This is a genomic window from Nannocystis bainbridge (assembly GCF_028368995.1).
Taxonomy (GTDB): domain Bacteria; phylum Myxococcota_A; class Polyangia; order Nannocystales; family Nannocystaceae; genus Nannocystis; species Nannocystis bainbridge.
The window spans coordinates 123,948-143,595 of the sequence record NZ_JAQNDL010000003.1 but is presented as its reverse complement, the minus strand read 5'-3'; the positions used below and the strand labels follow the sequence as shown (position 1 = coordinate 143,595).

General features: G+C 72.6%; 14 protein-coding genes and 1 pseudogene. 5 read left to right on the top strand and 10 right to left on the bottom strand.

Annotated elements, in window-relative coordinates; genetic code table 11:
• Positions 1–38: 38 nt before the first annotated feature.
• The 3 genes from POL25_RS26055 to POL25_RS26045 all read right to left on the bottom strand — a co-directional run bounded on the left by POL25_RS26055 (position 39) and on the right by POL25_RS26045 (position 5,965).
• The gene (locus tag POL25_RS26055) at positions 39–2,978 is read right to left on the bottom strand and encodes a serine/threonine-protein kinase (RefSeq protein ID WP_272088898.1); all 2,940 of its coding nucleotides are present in this window, start codon (positions 2,976–2,978) and stop codon (positions 39–41) included.
• A 296-nt stretch (positions 2,979–3,274) separates the two neighbouring features.
• Positions 3,275–4,627, bottom strand: a complete 1,353-nt coding sequence (locus tag POL25_RS26050; RefSeq protein ID WP_272088897.1) for a serine/threonine-protein kinase — start codon at positions 4,625–4,627, stop codon at positions 3,275–3,277.
• A 99-nt stretch (positions 4,628–4,726) separates the two neighbouring features.
• Entirely contained in the window at positions 4,727–5,965 is a 1,239-nt protein-coding gene (locus POL25_RS26045) for a serine hydrolase domain-containing protein (RefSeq protein ID WP_272088896.1), read from the bottom strand.
• A 301-nt stretch (positions 5,966–6,266) separates the two neighbouring features.
• Here POL25_RS26045 and POL25_RS26040 point away from each other — a divergent pair, with 301 nt between their 5' ends.
• From POL25_RS26040 to POL25_RS44995, 3 genes and pseudogenes are all read left to right on the top strand, one after another.
• The gene (locus POL25_RS26040) at positions 6,267–6,953 is read left to right on the top strand and encodes a hypothetical protein (protein WP_272088895.1); all 687 of its coding nucleotides are present in this window, start codon (positions 6,267–6,269) and stop codon (positions 6,951–6,953) included.
• Between the two features lie 60 nt (positions 6,954–7,013).
• A pseudogene (locus tag POL25_RS45000) lies at positions 7,014–7,610 on the top strand (alpha/beta fold hydrolase); the annotation flags it as partial.
• A 96-nt stretch (positions 7,611–7,706) separates the two neighbouring features.
• Entirely contained in the window at positions 7,707–8,474 is a 768-nt protein-coding gene (locus tag POL25_RS44995) for a class I SAM-dependent methyltransferase (protein WP_373372128.1), read from the top strand.
• 155 nt (positions 8,475–8,629) lie between these two features.
• Here POL25_RS44995 and POL25_RS26030 read toward each other — a convergent pair whose 3' ends face one another.
• Positions 8,630–9,736: a carboxylesterase family protein gene (locus POL25_RS26030; RefSeq protein WP_272088893.1), complete on the bottom strand. Its 1,107-nt coding sequence runs from the start codon at positions 9,734–9,736 to the stop codon at positions 8,630–8,632.
• A gap of 314 nt (positions 9,737–10,050) precedes the next feature.
• Positions 10,051–10,668, bottom strand: a complete 618-nt coding sequence (locus tag POL25_RS26025; RefSeq protein WP_272088892.1) for a hypothetical protein — start codon at positions 10,666–10,668, stop codon at positions 10,051–10,053.
• A 696-nt stretch (positions 10,669–11,364) separates the two neighbouring features.
• Between POL25_RS26025 and POL25_RS26020 the strand changes: the two genes are divergently transcribed.
• Positions 11,365–12,621: a hypothetical protein gene (locus POL25_RS26020; RefSeq protein ID WP_272088891.1), complete on the top strand. Its 1,257-nt coding sequence runs from the start codon at positions 11,365–11,367 to the stop codon at positions 12,619–12,621.
• A 99-nt stretch (positions 12,622–12,720) separates the two neighbouring features.
• On the opposite strand, the gene POL25_RS26015 is transcribed toward POL25_RS26020, so the two are convergent.
• From POL25_RS26015 to POL25_RS26005, 3 genes are read right to left on the bottom strand one after another with little or no spacing between them, the layout of a single operon-like run.
• Positions 12,721–13,755, bottom strand: coding sequence for an ABC transporter substrate-binding protein (locus POL25_RS26015; protein ID WP_272088890.1), 1,035 nt, complete (start codon positions 13,753–13,755; stop codon positions 12,721–12,723).
• 21 nt (positions 13,756–13,776) lie between these two features.
• Entirely contained in the window at positions 13,777–14,847 is a 1,071-nt protein-coding gene (locus POL25_RS26010) for an ABC transporter ATP-binding protein (RefSeq protein ID WP_272088889.1), read from the bottom strand.
• Entirely contained in the window at positions 14,844–16,241 is a 1,398-nt protein-coding gene (locus tag POL25_RS26005; protein ID WP_272088888.1) for an ABC transporter permease family protein, read from the bottom strand. The genes POL25_RS26010 and POL25_RS26005 overlap by 4 nt, the downstream gene beginning before the upstream one ends.
• 275 nt (positions 16,242–16,516) lie before the next feature.
• Here POL25_RS26005 and POL25_RS26000 point away from each other — a divergent pair, with 275 nt between their 5' ends.
• Complete coding sequence (locus POL25_RS26000) at positions 16,517–17,602, top strand: MYXO-CTERM sorting domain-containing protein (RefSeq protein WP_272088887.1); 1,086 nt, start codon at positions 16,517–16,519, stop codon at positions 17,600–17,602.
• A 154-nt stretch (positions 17,603–17,756) separates the two neighbouring features.
• Here POL25_RS26000 and POL25_RS25995 read toward each other — a convergent pair whose 3' ends face one another.
• Positions 17,757–18,551: an alpha/beta fold hydrolase gene (locus tag POL25_RS25995; RefSeq protein WP_272088886.1), complete on the bottom strand. Its 795-nt coding sequence runs from the start codon at positions 18,549–18,551 to the stop codon at positions 17,757–17,759.
• Between the two features lie 11 nt (positions 18,552–18,562).
• Positions 18,563–19,615 (bottom strand): extracellular medium-chain-length polyhydroxyalkanoate depolymerase, encoded by a 1,053-nt coding sequence (locus POL25_RS25990; RefSeq protein WP_272088885.1) that lies wholly within the window; start codon positions 19,613–19,615, stop codon positions 18,563–18,565.
• Positions 19,616–19,648 lie beyond the last annotated feature (33 nt).

Genomic DNA, 19,648 nt, shown 5'->3' with positions numbered 1-19,648 from the left:
TCAGCCCTCGACTCGCAGCGAGTCACCTGTAAATAGCGTCAGCGCGGGTGGGCCAGCCAGGCTTCGACCGCGGCGCGCTCGCTGGCGAAGCGCTCACCCGCGGTGGTGTAGAGCGTCAGCGCCCGGCGAGCGACGTCGGCGGCCGCGGCGTCGCGCGCTTGCTGGCGGGCCTGGGCCTCGACGAACAGCAGCGCCGCGAGCTCGTGGGGCAGGCCGTGCGGCTGATCGCGGATGGCGGTCGCGCGGGCCAGCAGCGGCAGCGCCTGCGCGGGCTGCTGCTCGCCGATCGCGGCGCGGGCCAGGCCGCCGAGCGCGGTGGCGGTGGAGCTGTCCTGCGGGCCGTAGGTGGCCTCGGCGACCTCGAGCGCGCGCTGGAAGTGGACGCGGGCGTCGGCGTATTCGCGGCGGGCCAGGGCGACCTCGCCGAGGGCGCACAGCGGCAAGATCTGGCCCGGCTGGGCGGGGCCTTGCACGCGCGCGTGAAGGGCCAGCGCGCGGCCGGCCAGGGATTCGGCGTCGTCCCAGCGGCGCTCGAGCGCGGCCAGCTCGGCCAGGCCCGCCAGCGGTTCGGCGACCTCCAGGTCGTCGGCGCCGAGCGCCTTTTCGGTGACGGCGAGGGCGCGCTGATAGTGGGCGTGCGCGGCCGCGAAGTCGCGCCGGGCCGCCGCCACGCTGCCGAGGTTGACCAGCGGGATCGACAGCCGCGGGTGCTCGAGGCCGATGCTGCGCTCGTAGATGGCGAGCGCGCGCAGCAGCCGGTCCTGCGCGCCGGGCAGGTCGCCGCCCTGCTGCGCGGTCATGGCGAGGTTGTTGAGCGTGTCGGCGACCGAGAGGTTCTCGGGGCCGAGCAAATGCATATAGCTGGCGAGCGCGCGCTGATACATCTGCTCGGACGCCGCCAGATCGCCCTGGGCCAGATAGACGCCGCCGAGGTTGTGCGCCACGGTCGCTGCATTGTGGCTCTCGGGGCCCTCGTCGGCCTCGGCGAGCTGCAGCGCGCGCTCGAGGTGGTCGCGGGCCTCGGCGTATTTCCCCCAGCGCTCGAGCACGCCGCCGAGGCCGGTGTGGCGGGTGATCTGCAGCAGCGGCGGGGCGCCGAGTCGGTCGAGCAGCATGACGGCGTGGCGGTCCCACAGCATCGCGTCGTCGTAGCGGGCCTGCTCGACGCCGTGGATGAAGGTCAGCGCGAGGGCGGCCTCGGCCTGGACCTCGTCGTGCTTGACCGCGCCGGCCATGAAGTAAGCGTCGAGCATCGCCTTCTCGGCGCCCGCGGCGTCGCCGGCGTATTCGAGCAATTGCGCGTGGCGGGCCAGCACCTCGGCGTGCAGCGGGCGATAGCCGAGAGCGGCGGCCTCTTGCAGGATCTCGTCGGCCAGCCCGCGGCTCGCCTCGTACTGGCCGAGGTTGCCGCGCACGCGCACGCGCGCGAGCTTGGCCCGCACGTCGGCGACCTGGGCGGCCTGGGCCGGATCTTCGGGCGGCGGCAGGGCGGCCTGCAGGGCCTCGGCGTCGGCGCAGCGGTCCAGGCGGCCGAGGTTCATGGTCGCCTGCACCGCGCGATCGAGCATGGCCGCGTCGGCGGTAGCGAGGCCCTGCGCGAGCACGTCGACCTCGGTGCGGCGCAGGCTCAGGCACTCCATGCGGCGGTCGAGCAGCAGCGGCGATTGTTCGCCGCGAATGTGGGTAGCCTCGCACGCCTCGGTGTGCATGGCGATCCATGCGCCGACGTAAGCGTCGAGCCGGGCCTCGACGCGCTGGGCCACGTCGTCGGCGCCGGCGGCCCCGGTGGCGCGCAGGGCCTGGCGCAGCTCGGCCTTGCGGGCGTCGTCCCAGACGCCGGCGAACTTGCTCGCGGCGTCCTTGCACAGCGCCTCCGGGGCCGCGACGCGCGGGGTGAGGCCGTAGCCGAGGCCGGCGGCGGCGGCGGCGAGACCGACGCCGAAGAACCACTGGCGGGCGCGCTTGCCGGGCTCGCGGGTGAGCTCGTCCAGCAGCGCCGCCATCGACGGCCAGCGGTCCTGCGGCCGCGCTGCCAGCCCGCGCAGCAAGATCCGCCGCAGGCGCGGCGGGGCCCTGGTGCCGCGCGGCGGCTCGCTGCGCGGCAGGGCCTCGACCTGGGCCAGCAGCTCGTCGGCGGTGCGGGCCTTGAAGGGCCGGGCGCCGTAGAGGCCCTCGTAGAGCGCGACGCAGAAGCTGAACTGGTCGCTCTCGACGCCGATCGGCTGCAGCGCGAATTGTTCGGGGGACATGTACGGCGGCGTGCCGACCAGCGTGCCGGCCTCCGTCAACGGCTCGGCGAGCGAGCCGACGCTGTGGTGCACCGGCGCGACGAGGCGCGGCAGGGCGGCGGCATCCGGCGCGACGTCGGCGGCCTCGACGGCGCGGGCGAGGCCGAAGTCGAGGACGCGCACGAAGCCATCCTCGGCGACCATGACGTTGTCGGGCTTGAAGTCGCGGTGCACGAGGCCGACCGCGTGGGCGGCGGCGAGGCCCCGGCCGGCCTGCAGCAGGATCGCCAGGACCTCGCGCCACGGGTGCGGGCCGCGGCGCAGCCAGGCGCGCAGCGTCTCGCCCTGGATGTACTCCATCACGATGTAGACGCGGCCCTCGAACTCGCCGACCTCGTAGACGCGGGCGATGTTGGGGTGGGCCAGCTTGGCCATGGCCTGGGCCTCGCGCTGCAGGCGGGCGCGGCCGAGGCTGTCGCCCTGGGAGGGGCGCATCAGCTTGATCGCTACCTTGCGATCGAGCTCGTCGTCGAAGGCGGAGAGGACCACGCCCATGCCGCCCTGGCCGACCTGGCGCAGGACGGTGAAGTGACGGATCCGCGTCGGCGCGGCCGGCTCGTCGTCGGCCACGCGGGGGTGCGAGCGCGTGCGGCCCGGGCGGGCCTGGACCGCCGGCGGCTCGGGCGAGTCCGTGCGCGTGCGCGCGTCGGCGGCGGCGCCGTCGGGGACCTGCGTCGGGGGCTCGGTCACGGCCGTCGATCATACCCACGAGAGGGCCGCGGCCGATACCACGAAAACGCGCGCCGGCCGGCGCCGGGCCTCCGCTGGTGCAGATGCGGCGCGCGCGGCCGTCCTGGCGGGCGTGTCGTGATAATGTGTATTGGCGGGCGCGAGTGATTGCTCGTAGCGATCGAGCGGTCGTGAATCGATGTCGTGGCCGACGGACAGATCGTGGGCCCTGGACCACGAGTCGTGGCCGGTGCCGGAGTTCAGCGTCCGCCGGACCGTGCCGGCCGTCAATCACCAGCCGCGTCGCGGATGCGAGGTCAGGCGCTGGAGACGATGATGCTGTCGTGGTTGCGCTCGGGCAGTACCAGCAGCTCGATCGCATCGCCGGGTTGCCAGCGTCCGGCCACCGCCGGGATGATGGTGTCGACGCCGCGATGGGTGGCGCCGGCGTGCACGAACTCGTAGGTGACCTGGATCCACTCGGTCCTCTGCACCTGCAAGATGAGCCCGGACACCGGCACGCCGTGGACGAAGAAGGGGTGGGCCCGGGTGCGCCGCGCACGGCACGTGAACCAGAAGATGAGCGGGGCGATGCCCAGAGACATCAGCCCGAGCAGCAGCATCAAGCTGCGCTGGGCCAGCGAGAGTGGCTGCGACGGGTGGAGGTCGGAGAACAGCAGGCGGATGGGCGACAGGGTCACCCGTTCGAAGCGGGTACCGAGCTCCCCCGCGAGCGCCCGGGGGGTCGGCGGCAGGGCCAGCGTCGTCGGGGGGATCGGCGCGAGCGCGACGCTCTGCGACGCCGCCGCGGCGCCCAGGACCGGGGCGAGCAGCGCCTCGCGGGCCTCCCTCGCCGACTGATAGCGGGCCGACGCGATCGGGGCGAGCAGCCGCGCGATCACCCCGCGCACGACGGGTCCGCCCGGCAATTCGGCAGGCACCTCGATCACGCCGTCGCGCGAGGCGAACTGCGTCGGCGGGCGACGGGTGATCAGGTGGAGCAGCGTCGCCCCGACGGCGTACAGGTCGCTGGCAGGGCTGGCCTGACCCATGGTCTGCTCGATCGGCATGTAGCCGAAAGTTCCGACCACCGTCGAGCCGCCCTCCTCGGCCGCGCGGAACACCGTGCGCACGGCGCCGAAGTCGACCAGCGTCGGCGCGCCGTCAGGGCGGAGGACGACGTTCGCGGGCTTGATGTCACGGTGCAGCACCGGCGGGACGCGGGCGTGCAGGTATTCGAGGATGTCGAGCAGGCCGAGCGCCACCCGCAGCAGCGCGGCCGGGTCGAGGCTGGCGCCATCGTCGATCCATTGCTCGAGCGAGACCCCTTCGATGTACTCCATCACCAGGTAGGCCGTCAGCGCGCCGCCGGCGGTCTCGCGCCGGTGATCGAAGATCTCGGGGATCCCGTGGTGACGCAATGACCGCAGCGCCGCGGCCTCGCGCTCGAACAGCTCGAACGCCTTCCAGCCGCTGTCCCCGTCGGTGCGCAGCTGCTTGACCGCGACCTCGCGGTCGCCGGCGGCGGTGTCGACGGCGAGGTAGGTGTGCCCGAAGGAGCCGCGCCCGAGCGCCCGGACGATGCGGTAGCGATCGGCGACGAGGTCGCCCGGCGAGAGCGGACGTCCGCTGCGCTGCGGGTGCGGCTCGGTGGCGCTTTCAACTCGCACGAAGGCCGCAGGGTACCACACGCCCCGCGAGCCGTCGCATCGTCGGCGCCGCCGACCCCGGCGCCGTCTCGACACCGGCCGCCGCGAACGCGAGCGCCGTCATTCGCCCGCGCGGGGCGCTGTTCCGAGGGCGTCGAGCACGATCCGCTCGATCGCCGCCTCGTTGCGCTCCGCCGACTGGCTGTTCTGCAGGATGACGATGCCGATCCGACGGTCCGGGTAATACGCGGCCCACGACGAGAAGCCGTCGATGTCACCGGAGTGCCAGACCCGGTCCCGTCCGTCCGGCGAGCCGACCAGAACGCCCATCGCGTAGTCGGAGCCCCACGCCGCCTGCATCGGCGCGGGCATCGCCGCCTTCGTGGTGCGCCCGTCGGCCAGCCGCCCGGGAATTGTCATCTGCGCGAGGCTCGAGGGGGCCAGGATCCGCCCGCCGAACAGCGCCGCGTGCCAGCGCAGCAGATCGCCCGCGGTCGAGCGCAGTCCTCCCGCCGGTCCGGGCATCGTCGGGCTGATCCAGTCGGCGTTGTGGTAGCGCCCGGGCTCGGTCTTGCTGGCGCGATACCCTCGCGCTCGTCGCGGGACGACGTCGGCCGGATCGTCGAACGCCGTGTGCTCCAGACCCGCCGGCGCGAACAAGCGCCGGGCCAGGAACGACGGATAGGACTCGCCGCTCGCGCGCGCGATGACGAGTCCGAGCAGCGCGTAGTTGGAATTGCTGTATCCCCACGACGAGCCCGGCTCGAACGCGAACGGCGGCTGCAAGCCGGCGATCCAGCTCGCCATCTCCTCGGGCGTGCGGCGCACCGATTTGAGGTGCTCCCCCGCGCGATCTTCCGCGTAATCGGCGATCCCGGACGTCTGCACGAGCGCCTGCGCGACCGTGACGCGGTGCGCCTGCGGCACCTCCGGCACGAAGCGCGACAGCAGGTCGTCGAGCCCGACCTTGCCCTCTTCGACGAGCAGCAGGATCGCCGCCGCCGTGAATTGCTTGGTGAGCGACGCGATCGGGAACACGGTGTCGACCGCGACCGCGACCTCGTCCTCGAGGTTCGCGAGACCGTAGGCCCTGGCGAACACGACCTGGTCGCCGCGTCCGACGGCCACCACCATCCCGGGGCTGCCCGTTGCCATCGCCTTGGCGACCGCCTCGTCGAGCGCCGCCGCGAGCGCCGCCGTTTCACCGACCGTCGGCTCCGCCTTCGCCGCGTCCGCCTGTCGCTCGTCGCAGCCCGCCGCGCCGATACAGGCCAGCAGCACCGCCGTACTTGACCTCGCACGCATCCGCCGAGCTGCCTGCGTAAACCTGCCTCGAGCCGATGTGTGCGTGTCGTCCATGGGCCGTCAGTTCGAGCCGGCGCGCATCCTAACACTCCCGCGACGGCGCCTGCGAGCTGCCGTTGCGCCCGTGGATGATGACGTCGCCCTGAGTCCGCCTCACTCCGCGTCGAGAGTCGACCGGTGGTCGCGCGCGCGATCGGGGTGCTGCCTCTCGGTCCCCGACGCTGCGCCCGTGAATTGCGACACGCGCGCCCCGGCGTGGAGACAGGCCCGTCATGCGGGTCCGCACTGGCACTGCAAAGACTTGCAATCCCGGGTGACTTGCGCCGGCACACCGGCTGCTAGGGCCTTCGGCACCATGGCACGCACATCGATCTTCGCCGCCGCCTTCGCCCTCCTCGCCGCCTGCGCGCCCACGAAGGGCGAAGGGACCGACAGCGACACGACCTCCGACACCGACACCTTCGAGCCCTGTCCGGCTGCCGATCCCGCCGTCGAGGCCGCCAGCTTCACGTACACCGACGCGATGAACCTGACGGGGAGCCACGAGTGCTCCGTCACCAAGGCATCCAACGCCGCCGGCAAGGTCTCGCTCGAGATGATGTGCGCGGACAAGCAGGTCTCCCTCGATTTGACGGTCCCGGCGGACTTCAAGCTCGGCCTCGACGGCCTGACCGACGTGCAGCTGGACATCGTGCGCGACGATTTCCTCGCCGGGATGTTTATCGCCCTCCGCGACCTCGCCAGCGGCGATCTCGTGCTCGCCGCCCAGGAATTCAACGGCCTCACCGTGTCCAGCGAGGACCTCGTCCCGCTGTCGGCGAGCCTCGATTCCGCTGGCTGCGGCAGCGAATGTCGCCAAGAATATGCTTTCACCTTCACCCACCCCGACGGTCCTGCGGTGACGATCGCCAGCGGTAATCGTGGCAGCCTGAGCGCCGGCGGCCGCGACTACGACATCCTGGTCGTCGGCGCCATCCTGAACGGTTGCGAGGAGCACAGCGACGTCAGCGAGTTTGTCATCGGCTCCGTCCCGTCGGCCTGAGCTGGGGATGTCGTCGCCACGGGCGCCAGGAAACGCGCTACCCTCCGCCGAGGGCATCGCATGAGCACCTTCGTACTGATTCACGGCGCCGGCGACGTCGGCTGGTACTGGCACCTGGTCGAGGCCGAGCTGCGGGCGCGCGGGCACGACGTGGTGGCCCCCGACCTGCCTGGCGACGACGACTCGCTCGAGCTCGAGGACTACGCCGACGCGGTGGTCGCCGCCGTCGGCGACCGCAGGGACCTGGTCGTCGTGGGCCAGTCGTTCGGCGGGTTCACGGCCCCGCTGGTCGCGGCCCGGCTCCCGGTCGATGCTCTGGTGTTCGTGAGCGGGATGGTGCCCGCTCCGGGCGAGGCGCCGCGCGACTGGTGGCAGAACACACGATACCGGCAGGCGGTCGAGGAGCAGGCCGCGCGCGACGGCGGGGTGACCGGCAGCGACGACCCGTACGTCTGCTTCTACCACGACGTGCCGCGCGAGCTGGCCACCCTGGCGATGGGCAAGGAGCGTGCGCACCCGGCGAAGGCCGCGATGGCGTCGCCGTGGCCGCTCGACGCATTGCCGGAGGTGCCGACCCGCTTCGTCCTGTGCACCGAGGATCGCTTCTTCCCGCCCGCCTTCATGCGCCGCGTGGTGGCCGAGCGCCTCGGCGTCGTGCCCGACGAGATCGCTGCCGGCCACTGTGTGGCACTGAGCCGCCCCGTCGAGCTTGCCAGCTTGCTCGAGCAGGCCGGGCGTCGGCGTCGGCCACGGCTGCGGGTCATCGACCATTACGACGCCGAGCTGCGCCGTCACAACGAGCGGCTGCGCGCGGCGGCGGGGGTGCGCCCGGGTGACCGCGTGCTCGACATCGGCTGCGGCGGCGGCCAGTCCACGCGCGACGCGGCCCGGGCGGCGGCACCCGGGAGCGCGGTCGGTATCGATGTCTCCGCGGAGCTGCTGGAGCTCGCGCGCCGGCGCACCGCGGACGAGGGGGTGCAGAACGCGACCTACGAGCGCGGCGACGCTCAGGTCCATGTGTTGCCACCGGGCAGCTTCGACGTCGTCCTCAGTCGGTTCGGCACCATGTTCTTCGCCGACCCGCTGGCCGCGTTCGAGAACATCGCCCGCGCGACGCGTCCGGGCGGGCGCCTGGTCATGATGGTGTGGCAGAGCCGGGAGCGAAACGAGTGGGCCACCGCGATCCAGGAGGCGCTGGGCGCCAGGCCGCCGCCAGGGTCGCTGGATGCGTTCTCGCTCGCCGATGCGCCCGCGGTCGAGTCCCTGCTCGTCGCCGCTGGCTTCACCAACATCGCCTTCGCCGAGGTGCGCGAGCCGGTTTATTACGGCCCCGACGCGTCCGCGGCGGTGGAGCTCGTGCGCGACTTCATCTCGACGCGGGAGCTGCTCCTGCGAATGGAGTCGGCGGCGGCGCAGCGCGCAGTGGGCAGGCTGCGCGCGACCCTCGCCGCGCACCAGACCGGCGAGGGGGTCCTCTTCGAATCATGCGCCTGGATCGTCACGGCCCGCCGCGCGCCGTAGGCGAGGGCGCCAGCTGTCCTTGGGGACAGCCTCGAGTGCCTTCGCCTCGCGGGTGGTGATCGTGATGAGAACGTCGCAGGCGCGGCGTTCGTCGGGCGAGCCGAGGGCCCTGCGGGCGCCCTCGCGGGCGCGCGGGGACAATGCGCATGGGTGGGCTATTGCTTGTAGCGCTCGAGCAGCCACGAATAGATGTCATGGCCGGCGGACAGATCGTAGGTCTTGGACCACGAGTCGTGGCCGGTGCCGGGATAGATCACCATCTCGACGTCGGGCTTGGGGTCGCAGGCCTGCAGGCCCTCCACCGGGACGATGGTGCCGCTGACGTTGACGGTCGGGTCGGCGTCGCCGTGGAAGGCCCAGATCGGGACGCGGCCGAGCTCGCACTTGGCCTTGTTGAACGCGCCCTTGCCGTCGCCGGCGATCGGGACCATCGCCACGATCTGCTCGTCGAGGAAATCGCCGAGGTAGCCCCACGAGCCGATCGCGCCGCAGCTGAGGCCCGTGAGGTAGACGCGCGCGGGGTTCACGTCGTAGTGCGTCATCGCGAACTCGATGAACGAGTGGATCTCGCCCGGGCCGGGGCAGCCGCCGCCGGGGTGCTGCGGCGAGAGCACGACGAACGGCAGGGTGGTGTCCCACTGGTTGTTCTTCTGCAGCCGCGGCGGGCCGCCGCCGTTGGGCACCTTGTCGAGCTCGCTGTCGCCGTTGCCGTTCTCGCCGATGCCGTGCAGGAACACCAGCAGCGGGTACTTCTCGCCGCCGCCGTAGCCGGGCGGGGTGTACTCCCAGAAGCCCTGGGTGGCGTCGGACATGCCGAGCGGGATCTTCTTGAAGTGGGCCGACGAGGGCATGCCGTCGTCGGGGATCTCGGGGATATGGTCAGGGCCAGGTTCGACGGGGCCGGTGGTGCCGGTGGTGGTGTCGGTAGTGGTGCCCGGCTCGCTGGTGGTGGTGCCGGGCTCGGTGGTAGTGGTGGTGCCCGGCTCCTCCGTGGTCACGGTCGCCGGCTCGTCGGTGGTGGCGGTCGTGGGCTCGAGGGTGGTGCCGTCGGTGGTCGGCGTCTCGCTGGTGGCCGGGCTGCTCGGGTTGCCCGGCTGACCGGTGCTGCCCGTGGTGGTGGTGCCGTCGGTCGTGCCGGGCTCCGTCGTGCCGTCGGTGCCGGTGGTGCCGGTCGTGGCGCCGCCGTCGCCCCCGCACGCGGGCGCGGCGAGCAGCGTCAGGGAGGGCAGGACGAACCACCAATTTTGCAGGGTCATGGCCATGGCAGCGGCCTTATCACCGGGCGGCAAATAGCGTCAAGGCGTCGATTCGCGCGGGTCGATCGTCGCAGTGTAGCGGCCGCAATTGGGGCCTCGCGGCGAGGAGCGGTGACCCCAATCATCGGTCGCGGCAGGCTCGTAATCGATGGAGTCCGCCAGCGAATCATCGGGGGACGCATGCGGAGGGCCGGGGGCTCGCTGAGCAGCGAGCCGATCCATGGGGCCCCGGCGCGGTCGGACGGAACCGCGCGGCTTCCGGGATGCGCCGATTCGCATTCGCGGGCCTGCGGAATCGCCAGGTCCGCGACGCAGGGCTATCAATTCGCCGGTGGCACGATGCGCAGCTCGACCTCGTCGCGCCAGCCGCCGAGGTAGTCGATGCGGAAGCCGTTCCACGTGGTGGTGTCGGAGCCCGGGTCCGACGTCAGCGTCACCCGCGAATCCTCGTCGGCGAGCTCGGCAGCGGAGGGCGCCGGGGTGCCCGCGCGCCGCACGTGCAGCTTCACGCGCATCATGGTGTTGCCGTCGTTCATGAACTTCTCGACGACCTCGAGCACGGTGAAGGCGAGGCCCGCCGCCGCACCGATGCCGCCGCGGGCATCGAGCTTGAGGGGCGCGCCGCCGGCCGATCCGGCGCGGGAGAACGGGGTCACCGCGAGCACGACCGCGTTCCGGTCGCCGCCCGTGACGACGAACCGGTAATGCTGCCAGGTCGTGCCGCCGGCGCCGGCGTCGGAGCGGACCCGGACGAGGGCGTCGCTCTGGGCGGCCATGTCCCGGGTCGACGGCGCGGGGCTGCCGGCCGCGCGGACGTGCAGGGTGGCGGCCAGCACGTCGCCGTGACCGGGCTTGTGGTCGTATTGCTCCTCGCGGACCTCGATCGCGGTGAGCACGAGGTCGAGGACGCGGACCTCACCGCCGGCGGGGAGGATCACGTGGTCGAATGATAACGAGGCGTGCGAGGGCATGGGGGTGTTCGTGGGCGCGGGCGAGGCGTGCGCGGTCGCGGCCGCAGGCGCGTCGGCGGGCACAGGGGCAACGACGGGGGCGACGGGCTTCGGGGTGCATGCCGCGAGGCCGGCGAACAGCAGGGTCGTGGCGGTCGCCCGGGCCCGCGGCCGCATGCGGTGAATCCATCGCGTCGAAGGACTGTCGTGATTTGGCATTCTACACACTCGCCGTCGGCAACGTCCGCCGTGGCCGTTTTTCCGGCCGAGCCTACCACACCTGCGGTGGCGGCCCGGCGGGAGGCGAGCGGGGAGCTCAACCGGGTGCAGGACCGCGCCGGGCCCTGCACGAGCAGACATCGAGGGTCGCGGCCGCGAATTCGCCCCACGGCTTCTCCAGGATGCGCTGCTTTTCACCCTGGCCCCGCGTTCGCGATCGATGCCGTCTTACACCCATTGCGAGAGCCTCGATCGCGCAGACGAAATTGACAAGCTGGGTAAGCCCGTCATTTGTCGCAACGCCGGACGCTGGCATTTAGCCACTACGATTGGCCACGAGATACATCCACCTCGGCGACCATGCTCGTCCGGGCGTCATATGTCCCAGGAAATTTTAAAGCACAGGTGCCCGCGCAGCACCCTGCGCCCGGAACAATTCGTAGCGGACTCTAGTATGCAGGCCCGGTGACCCCGTCGTCCATGCATGCGCGCATATCCGCCTTCCTGTGGCGCTGGGTGCTCGCCTATTTCCTGCTCTACCTCCTGCTGTTCCCGCTGTGGATGCTCGGCGATCTCGTCCTGCCGTGGGTCCACGTCCACGAGGAGCCGTGGCTCGCGCTGGTCGCTTGGCTCGGCGACCGCATCGGCCTCGCGGCCGTCCCGCGCATCGACAGCGACGCCGGCGATCAGGCCTACTACTACGTCTCAGCGCTCGCCCGGCTCGCGCTCGCCGGCGTGCTCGCCACGCTGTGGCCACTCGTCACACGTACCTCTGAACCGTCGCTGCGGGCCATGGATCGCGGCCGGGCCTACGCAGCCGTGTACCTCGGCCTCGAGATGCTCACCTACGGCTGGTACAAGCTGATCCCCACGCAGATGCCCGCGATCGGTCCCGAGCGGGCGATCCTCCCGCTCGGCGACACCTCGCCGACGCTGCTGCTGTGGAGCTTGATGGGCGCGAGCCCTGCCTATCAGAGCGCCACCGGCCTGATCGAGGTCGTCGCCGGCGTGCTGCTGTTCTGGCGCCGCACCCGCCCCGCCGGCGCCCTGTTGACCGTCGTCGTCATGACGAACGTCGTCCTCCTCAACTATTGCTACGACGTCCCGGTCAAGCTGCACGCGACGCACCTGCTGCTGCTCGCCCTGCTGCTCGCCGGCCCCGAGCTCACCCGTCTGCTCGCCGCGCTGTGGGGCCACGCCGTCCCGGCGCGCACGACCGACCCGTTCCCGATCGCCTCCCGCGCGTGGCGCCGCGCCGCCTGGTGGACCCGGCTCGCCCTGGTCGTCGGCATGTCTACCCACCACTTCGTCGTCTGCCTCGGCCTCATGCGCAGCACCGGCGAACTCGCCCCGATCGGACCGCTGCACGGTGTGTACCGCGTGATCGCCTTCACCGGCGACGGCCACGCCGATATGCCCGACGAACGCCGCTGGCTGCGCGTCGCCCTCAACCAGGAGGGCCTCGCCACCATCCAGACCGCCGACGGCGCCGGCACCCTGTATCTGCTGACGATCGACGATGAGGCACACACGCTGAGCTTCGCGCACCCCGGCGTTCTGGCCGTCGTGCTCGACTATCAACATACCGGCGACGACACCCTGCGGCTCACCGGCACGGTCGATGGCGCCCGCATCGTCGCCGACCTGCAGCGTCGCCCCCACGCCGCGCCGCTGACGACCCACGGCACGCACTGGATCCACGACTACCTCCCGTTCCGCTGAGCGAGGCCCGGCGACAGCGTGCGCGTATGCCCCGCCAGCGGGGCGGTCTGCTGCTGGATCGGCAGCTCCGACGCCCGCGCCGTGACGCCTTCGCGGGGCTCAGGCGCGGCGCAGCTCGAGCCACAATTCGTCGACGACGGCCTCGGTCTGACCGAACCAGTTCTCCGACACGAACAGCCGCTTGCGCGTCTCGGCCGAGGGGTACAGCGCGGGGTCGGCGGCGTCGGCGACGAGGCCGCGCGTGATCGCGGCCAGGTTCGGGGTGGCGAAGCGCAGGGCGTTGGCGTTGAGCGCCGCGATCTCGGGGTCGAGCAAGAAATCGATGAAGCGCGCCGCGACGGCGGAGAGCGGCGCGGTGGCGGGGATCGCCAGATAGTCGACCCACAGCACCGCGCCCTCGTCGGGGATCGCGTAGCGCAGGCTCGGCCGCTGCTTCTGGGCCCGGAACAGGTCGCCGCTGTCGATCTGGGCGATCCACGTCTCGCCCGACACCAGCGCCCGCGCCGGGTTGCTGTCATACGCGCGCAGGAGCGGCTTCTGGGCCTGCAGCAGGGGAAACACGCGCTCGCGGAGGGCCGGCTTGTCGGTGGTGTTGATGTCCATGCCGGCGGCGAGCAGGGCCTGATCGAAGACGTCGCCCTTGCTGTCGATGACGCTGATCTTGCCGGCGTAGCGCGGGTCGGACAGGGCCTTCCACGAGGTCGGGGCCTCGACGTGGTCGCTGTCGTAGCCGATGCCGGTGGTGCCCCAGAGGTACGGGACGGCGTAGATCTGGTTGTCGGGGCCGAGCCACGGGCCGAACTGCGGGTCGAGGTTGGCGAGCCCGGGCAGCTTGTCGCGCCCGAGCGGGATCACGAGGGCTTGCTTGCGCAGGCGCTCGAGCACGTAGTCGATCGGGAACACCACGTCGTAGGCGGCGCCGCTCGCCAGCTTGGCCACCAGCTCGGCCTCGGCGAGGTAGTAGTCCTGGGTGACGCGGAAGCCGGTGGCGGCGGTGAAGCGCTCGATGACCTCGGGCGCGAGGTAGTCGCCCCAGTTGTAGAGCGCGAGGGTCCTGCCCCCGCCGGAGCAGGCGGTGGCGCACGCACCGGCGCCGAGCAAGCGGTGGAAGGTGCGGCGGCTCAGTCCCTGCATGGGCGGCACCATGCCACAGGCTCAGGGCTCGTGCCCGGCGAACCGCAGCACGCGCGCACGGTCCCACGTCACGCAGGCGGGCTCTCCGGGCCCGCAGCGCGGATCGCCGGGGACCCGCGACAGATGGACGCGCCCGCCGATGTCGACCTCGACCTCCCAGCGATCGCCGAGACAGGCGACGGCCCGCACCGTGCCGAGCGCGCGGGCGGCGGGGCGATCGCTGGCGCCTGACCCTCGCGGCAGATCGGCAGGCCCATGGGGCATGTCGTTTAGGGCATGGTCTTCGGGACATGTCGATGGGGACATGTCCTTCGAGGCGCCGCCGACGGCGAGGCGCAGGTGCTCGGGGCGCAGCCAGCCGTCGCCGCCCGGCTCGGGGGTGATCTCGCCGAGCAGGCGGGCGACGGGGAGCGAGGGCGGGGCGGCGTAGAGCGCGGCGGGGGCGCCGGCGGCGAGCAGACGGCCGCCGCCGAACACGAGCAGGCGGTCGGCCAGCGCGAGCGCCTCCTCGGGGTCGTGGGTGACGTGCAGGCAGCCGAGGCCGCGCCGGCGGGTGACGTCGCGCAGCAGGCGGCGCAGGCCGGCCCGCAGCGGGCGATCGAGGGCGGCCAGCGGCTCGTCGAGCAGCAGCCAGCGCGGCTCGCCGGCCAGGGCGCGGGCGAGGGCCAGCCGCTGCTGCTCGCCGCCGGACATGGCCGCGGGCTTGCGTGTCTCGAAGGACATGTCCAATCCGACATCTGCCAACAATGCCCGCACGCGGGCGGTCAGCTCGCGGCCGCGCAGGCCGAGCAGGCGCGGGGCGAAGGCGACGTTGTCGGCGGCGTCGAGGTGCGGGAACAGGGCGTAGTCCTGGAACAGGGTGTGGACCGGGCGGCGCTCGGCCGGCAGATCGTCGAGCGGGCGCCCGTCGAGCAGCACGCTGCCGCGATCCTGGCGCTCGAGGCCGGCGACGATCCGCAGCAGCGTCGTCTTGCCCGAGCCCGAGGCGCCCATGAGGCAGGTGTAGCCGCCCGCGGGCAGCTCGGCGTCGACCTCCGCGAGCGCGAGGCGCCCGGCGTAGGATTTGGTCAGCGCGCGCAGCGAGAGCGTCATCGCCGGCGCAGGAGAGCAGCAAGCGCGGCCGCCAGCAAGGGCACGAGGCCGAGGGCGAGCGCCCAGCGCGGCACGGCGCCCAGATCGCCGCCGCGGCCGAGGATCTCGAGGCCGACGGCGAGGGTGCTGCCGCCAGGACCGGAGGTGAAGCCGGCCGCGCCGGCGTCGCCGAGGGCGAGGGCGAAGGCCACCAGCGCCAGCGCGGCGCCGATCGGCCGCGCCAGCGGCCACCACAACCAGCGGGCGCGCGCGGCCGGCCCGGCCCCGAGGTCGCGGGCAGCGTCGGCGAGCCGCCCGAGGTCGGCGAAGGCCGCGGCGGCGCCGGCGTGGGCGATGGCAACCTGTCCCGGAAGCAATGTCACAAAGGTCAGGAGCGGCCCGGGCCGCCAGCCGAGCTGTTGCGCGGTCACCAGCCACGCCGCGCCGTAGACCGCCGGCGGCAGCGCCAGCGGCAGCAGCAGCGCGGGGCTCCAGCGCGCGGGCGCGGCCAGGCCGGTGACGCAACCGAGCGCCGCGGCGAGCACGGCCGAGGCGCCGGCGCTGGCGAGGGTCGCGGGCAGCTGGGCGGCCAGGAGGGCATCGCCCTGTCCCAAAGGCCATGTCACTGCCGGGACTACCAGCGCGGCGATCGGGGCGGCGCAGACGACGAGCACCGCGAGGCCGGCGCGGGCGGCTGGCGGCTGACGGTCGTCGCGGCTGCGCCCGGCCGCTCGCAGGCCGCGGGCCAGCGCCCACGCGCACGGCACGGCGATCGCGGCGAACAGGGCGGCGATCGCCGCGGCGCGCCGCGGATGAGCGTCGAGCAGGACGGCCTCGCGCAGGGCCAGGCCGAGGGTGAAGCGCTTGCCGCCGCCGGCGACCGCGGCGATCGTGGCGTCGCCGAGGGCCAGCAAGACCAGGCAGACCGCGGCCAGCGCGTAGGCGGGGCGCAGGTGCGGCCACTCGACGGTGACGAAGCGCCGCCACGGCCCGGCGCCGAGATCGGCGGCGGCGTCGAGCCAGCTGCGCGGGCGGGTCCGCAGCCGCGCGCGCAGCAGCAGGGCGGCCAGCGGGACATCGCCGGCGAGCCGCGCGAGCGCGACGGCACCTGTCCCGGGGGACAGGCCCAGCGCGAGCGCGCCGATCGCCCGGGCCAGCGGGGCGATCATGACGAACAGCAGCAGCCACGGAGCCGTGACCGCGCGCGCCAGCGGGTAGGCGAGGGCGAGCGCCAGGCCGGCGAGCGCGGCCGCGAGGACGAGGCTGTCGCCGGCGATCGCCAGCAGCGTCGGCAGCCGGACCGGCGTGCCCGGCTCGGCCGCGGCGAGCACGAGGCCCGCGGCCGGCGCGGCCAGGGCGGCGAACGCCCACAGGAGGAGGCCGGCGAGCCAGAGCGCGGCGTGCGGACGCGACACGCCGGGAGAGTAGCGAAATCGCGGGGCGCCGACGACCGGGCCGCCAATAACATGTCCTGAAAGACATCTTTAAAAAGCTGTCCCGGGGGACAGACTGCCCCCGCGGGCGCGCATCGGGCCCCGCGTGCGCGGGCGCAGACGGGGCCGGCGCGCGCGTCGTGACCGGGACAGTCGCGCCATGTGGCACGTCACCCGGGGCCCCGAGAGCCGCCGCAACCGGCGGAAATCACTCACGATCGGGGGTGGTGCGCGTGGCTTGCAGATGTACCCGCATCATGCTGAAGACCCCCGGCTTCCGTCGCTTCGTGCAGGGCACCGCGCTTATCGGCGCGTGTGCCCTTTCTGGTTTGGTCGCGCGCCCGGCCGAGGCCTGCGGACCGCCGCCGCCGGGCCTGGAGAGCTCGCTGCCGGTCGACGGCACCACCCACCCGGGCAACGCGGCGCTGCTGTTCAACGGTTACTACATCAAGCTCGACGACGTGACCGTCACGGTCGACGGCGAGCCGGCCACGCTGGTGCCGGCGGACTTCGGGGTCTCGTTGGCGGCGGCGAGCGCGTTCGTCGAGCCGGCGCCGACCGAGGGCCAGGTCGTGGTGGTGTCGGGCACCTTCTGCGATCCGGGTGAATGCGAGCCGACGACGATCACCTATACCGCCAGCGCGGACGACGTCGGGGCGCCGGCGCCGATCGTCGATGCGTCGTTCTTCGCGGTCTACGACCACCGCGACTTCGTGTCGAGCGGCGGCGACTGCCAGAGCGACACCGACCTCACGTTCTACTTCCACCTCGGCCAGACCGACCCCGCGCCCGGCGATCCGACGTTCTTCACGATCGCCTGGGACCCCGACGGCGAGGGACCGCTCGGCGTGCGCCGGACGGTGCGGGCCGACGGCGATGCGCTCGTGGCCCGGGTGGGGCTGCACGAGACGCAGCTCGGCAGCTGGGACCCGCAGAAGCTCTGCTTCGAGGTGTCGGCGATCGACGCCGCCGGCAACGCGGCCGAGCCGTTCGAGCTGTGCTCGGCCTGCTACGCCCGCACCGACGACATCGCCCACGAGATCGACTCGCCGGCGGAGCCGGATTGGACCGAGGCGGACGCGGTGCCGGGCAGCGCGTGCGCGAGCGAGGTGCAGCCGACCACCGGCGAGGAGACAGACACCGGGCCGACCACCGGCGATACGTCCGGCGATGCCACCGGCGACGCCACCGGCGATACGTCGAGCGACAGCGACAGCGCCGGCGGCGACGACGACGGCAAGGGCTGCGCGTGCAGCAGCGACGGCGGCGATCCGAGCGACGCTGCCCGCTTCCTGCTGTTCGTGCTCGGCCTCGGGCTGGCGCTGGTCAAGCGGCGCGGTTGATCCAGAGACATGGCCGAGAGGACATGCCCTCGGGGGCATGTCCTCTCGTGGTGCTCAAGCGCATCAGACAGCCATGAACGATAGAACATGTCCAGAACGACATGTATTTGAGGGCATAAACGAAGGGACATGCCCGATCGGGCATGTCCCTTCGTCACAGGCAGAACTCGCGCAGGAGCGCGGCGACCTCGCGCGGGCGCTCGGCCGGGATGTCGTGGCCGGCGCCTGGCAGCAGCTCGAGCCGGGCCCCGGGGATCGCCGCTGCGAGGGCGTGCGAGCAGGCGACGTCGATCAGGCGGTCGTCGTCGCCGCTGACGACGAGGGTCGGGACGGCGATCGTGCCGAGCCGGGCCCGGGTGTCGTGGCGCAGGACGGCGCCGAGCTGACCGATCAGCGCGCGCCGGCGGGTCGGGAACTGCTCGGCGAGCTGCTGCCATTCGCCGACGATCTCGGGGTGCTCGCGCAGGAACGCGGGCGACAGCACCAGCGGGGTCGAGCGCTCGAGCGCGCGGGCCTCCGGCAGCCACAGCAGGGACAGCAGGCTCAGGACCGTGGAGAGCCTGGCCGGCGGGCCGTCCTTGCCGCTCGCGCGGGTGCAGCCGAGCACCAGCCGCCGCACGCGCTGCGGGTGGTGCAGGACCAATTGCTGGGCGATCGCGCCGCCGAGCGAGATGCCGAACACGGCCGCCTCGCCGATGCCGGCGTGATCGAGCACGGCGACGGCGTCGTCGGCCATGGTGCGCGTCGAGTAGATGCCGAACGGCTTGTCGCTGTGGCCGACGCCGCGGTTGTCGATGGCGATGGTGCGGAAGCTGGCGCCGAGGTCGTCGAGCAGCGGGCCCCAGTGGCGGATCGTGCGGGTGAGGCCGCGCAGGAGCAGGAGCGGCGGGCCGTCGGCGCGGCCGCCGAGCTCGTAGTAGATACGGGTGTCGTGATTGCGGGCGAACATGGTGATGACAATCAGGGGTGGCCGTCGAACCAGGCCTGGACCTCTTCGGGCGAGGCGGCGATCCACGCGTGGCCCTCGCCGGGCTCGGTGACGAGTCGCGCGTCGACGCCGGAGGCCAGCAGCTCGTCGTAGTATTCCTCCGCAGTGGAGAGCGGCACGGTCAGATCGATCTCGCCGTGGAGGAACAGGGTCGGCGGGTGGCCGTCGTCGAGGTCAGGCACGCTGCACAGCGGCCCCGAGCAGGTGGCGTACGAGCCGGCGGCGATCGCCAGGGCGCGGAACTTGCCGGGGTAGGAGACGGCCATGCGGCTCGTCATGTAGCCGCCGCTCGAGATGCCGGTGGCGAACAGGCGCCCGGCGTCGAGCGGGCCAAAGGCGCCCTCGGCGATGCCGGCGAAGATCAGCAGCATGAGCTGGTGATCCTCCGACGACTCCCAGTTGAGCGAAAACGGCGGGATGTTGGTGTCCCAGAAGGTGCCGCCGTCGAGCTTGGCCTCGGGGGTGATGACGGCGTAGCCGTGATCGAGCAAACGCTTGACGACGTGGGTCTGATAATAGGCGCCGAAGGGCAGGTCGTCGGTGGCGATCCAGGTGATCTCGGCGCTGAAGAACGAGCCCTGGAACATCAGCACGACCGGCCAACCACCCGCCGGCGGCTGACCCAGCGGGACCTGATAATGCACGTCGCGCTGCCACGGGCCGAGCTCGACGGTGATCTTGGGGCAGGTGATGGTAGTCGCCGTCTCTTCGCAGCGCGAGCCCGGGCCGACGCCGGTGTCATCGCCGGTGGTGGTGTCATTCGTGGTGGTCGCGGGCTCGGTGGTGCTCGACGTGGTGGTGGTCGCGTCGGTGGTGCTCGACGTGGTGGTGGTGTCGGCAGGACCGGTGGTGTCGGACCCGGTGGTGGGGGCGGAGGTGCCGGTCGAGGTCGAGGTGACGTCGCCGGTCGACGAGCTGTCCCCGGTGACGGTCGCGTCGTCGGTCGTGGCTCCGCCGGTGGACCCGCAAGCGACGAGGGCGAGGGCGAGGGCGAATGACCACGGCGGCGGCGCAGAGAACTCCATGCCACGAAGCTATCACGGTCGGGTCAGGAGAAC

Coding starts and splice junctions, on each gene's coding strand:
- POL25_RS26045 (WP_272088896.1), bottom strand. CDS start 5,965: ATGGACGACACGCACACATCGGCTCGAGGCAGGTTTACGCAGGCAGCT.
- POL25_RS26000 (WP_272088887.1), top strand. CDS start 16,517: ATGCTGAAGACCCCCGGCTTCCGTCGCTTCGTGCAGGGCACCGCGCTT.
- POL25_RS26040 (WP_272088895.1), top strand. CDS start 6,267: ATGGCACGCACATCGATCTTCGCCGCCGCCTTCGCCCTCCTCGCCGCC.
- POL25_RS25990 (WP_272088885.1), bottom strand. CDS start 19,615: ATGGAGTTCTCTGCGCCGCCGCCGTGGTCATTCGCCCTCGCCCTCGCC.
- POL25_RS26010 (WP_272088889.1), bottom strand. CDS start 14,847: ATGACGCTCTCGCTGCGCGCGCTGACCAAATCCTACGCCGGGCGCCTC.
- POL25_RS26030 (WP_272088893.1), bottom strand. CDS start 9,736: ATGGCCATGACCCTGCAAAATTGGTGGTTCGTCCTGCCCTCCCTGACG.
- POL25_RS25995 (WP_272088886.1), bottom strand. CDS start 18,551: ATGTTCGCCCGCAATCACGACACCCGTATCTACTACGAGCTCGGCGGC.
- POL25_RS26015 (WP_272088890.1), bottom strand. CDS start 13,755: ATGCAGGGACTGAGCCGCCGCACCTTCCACCGCTTGCTCGGCGCCGGT.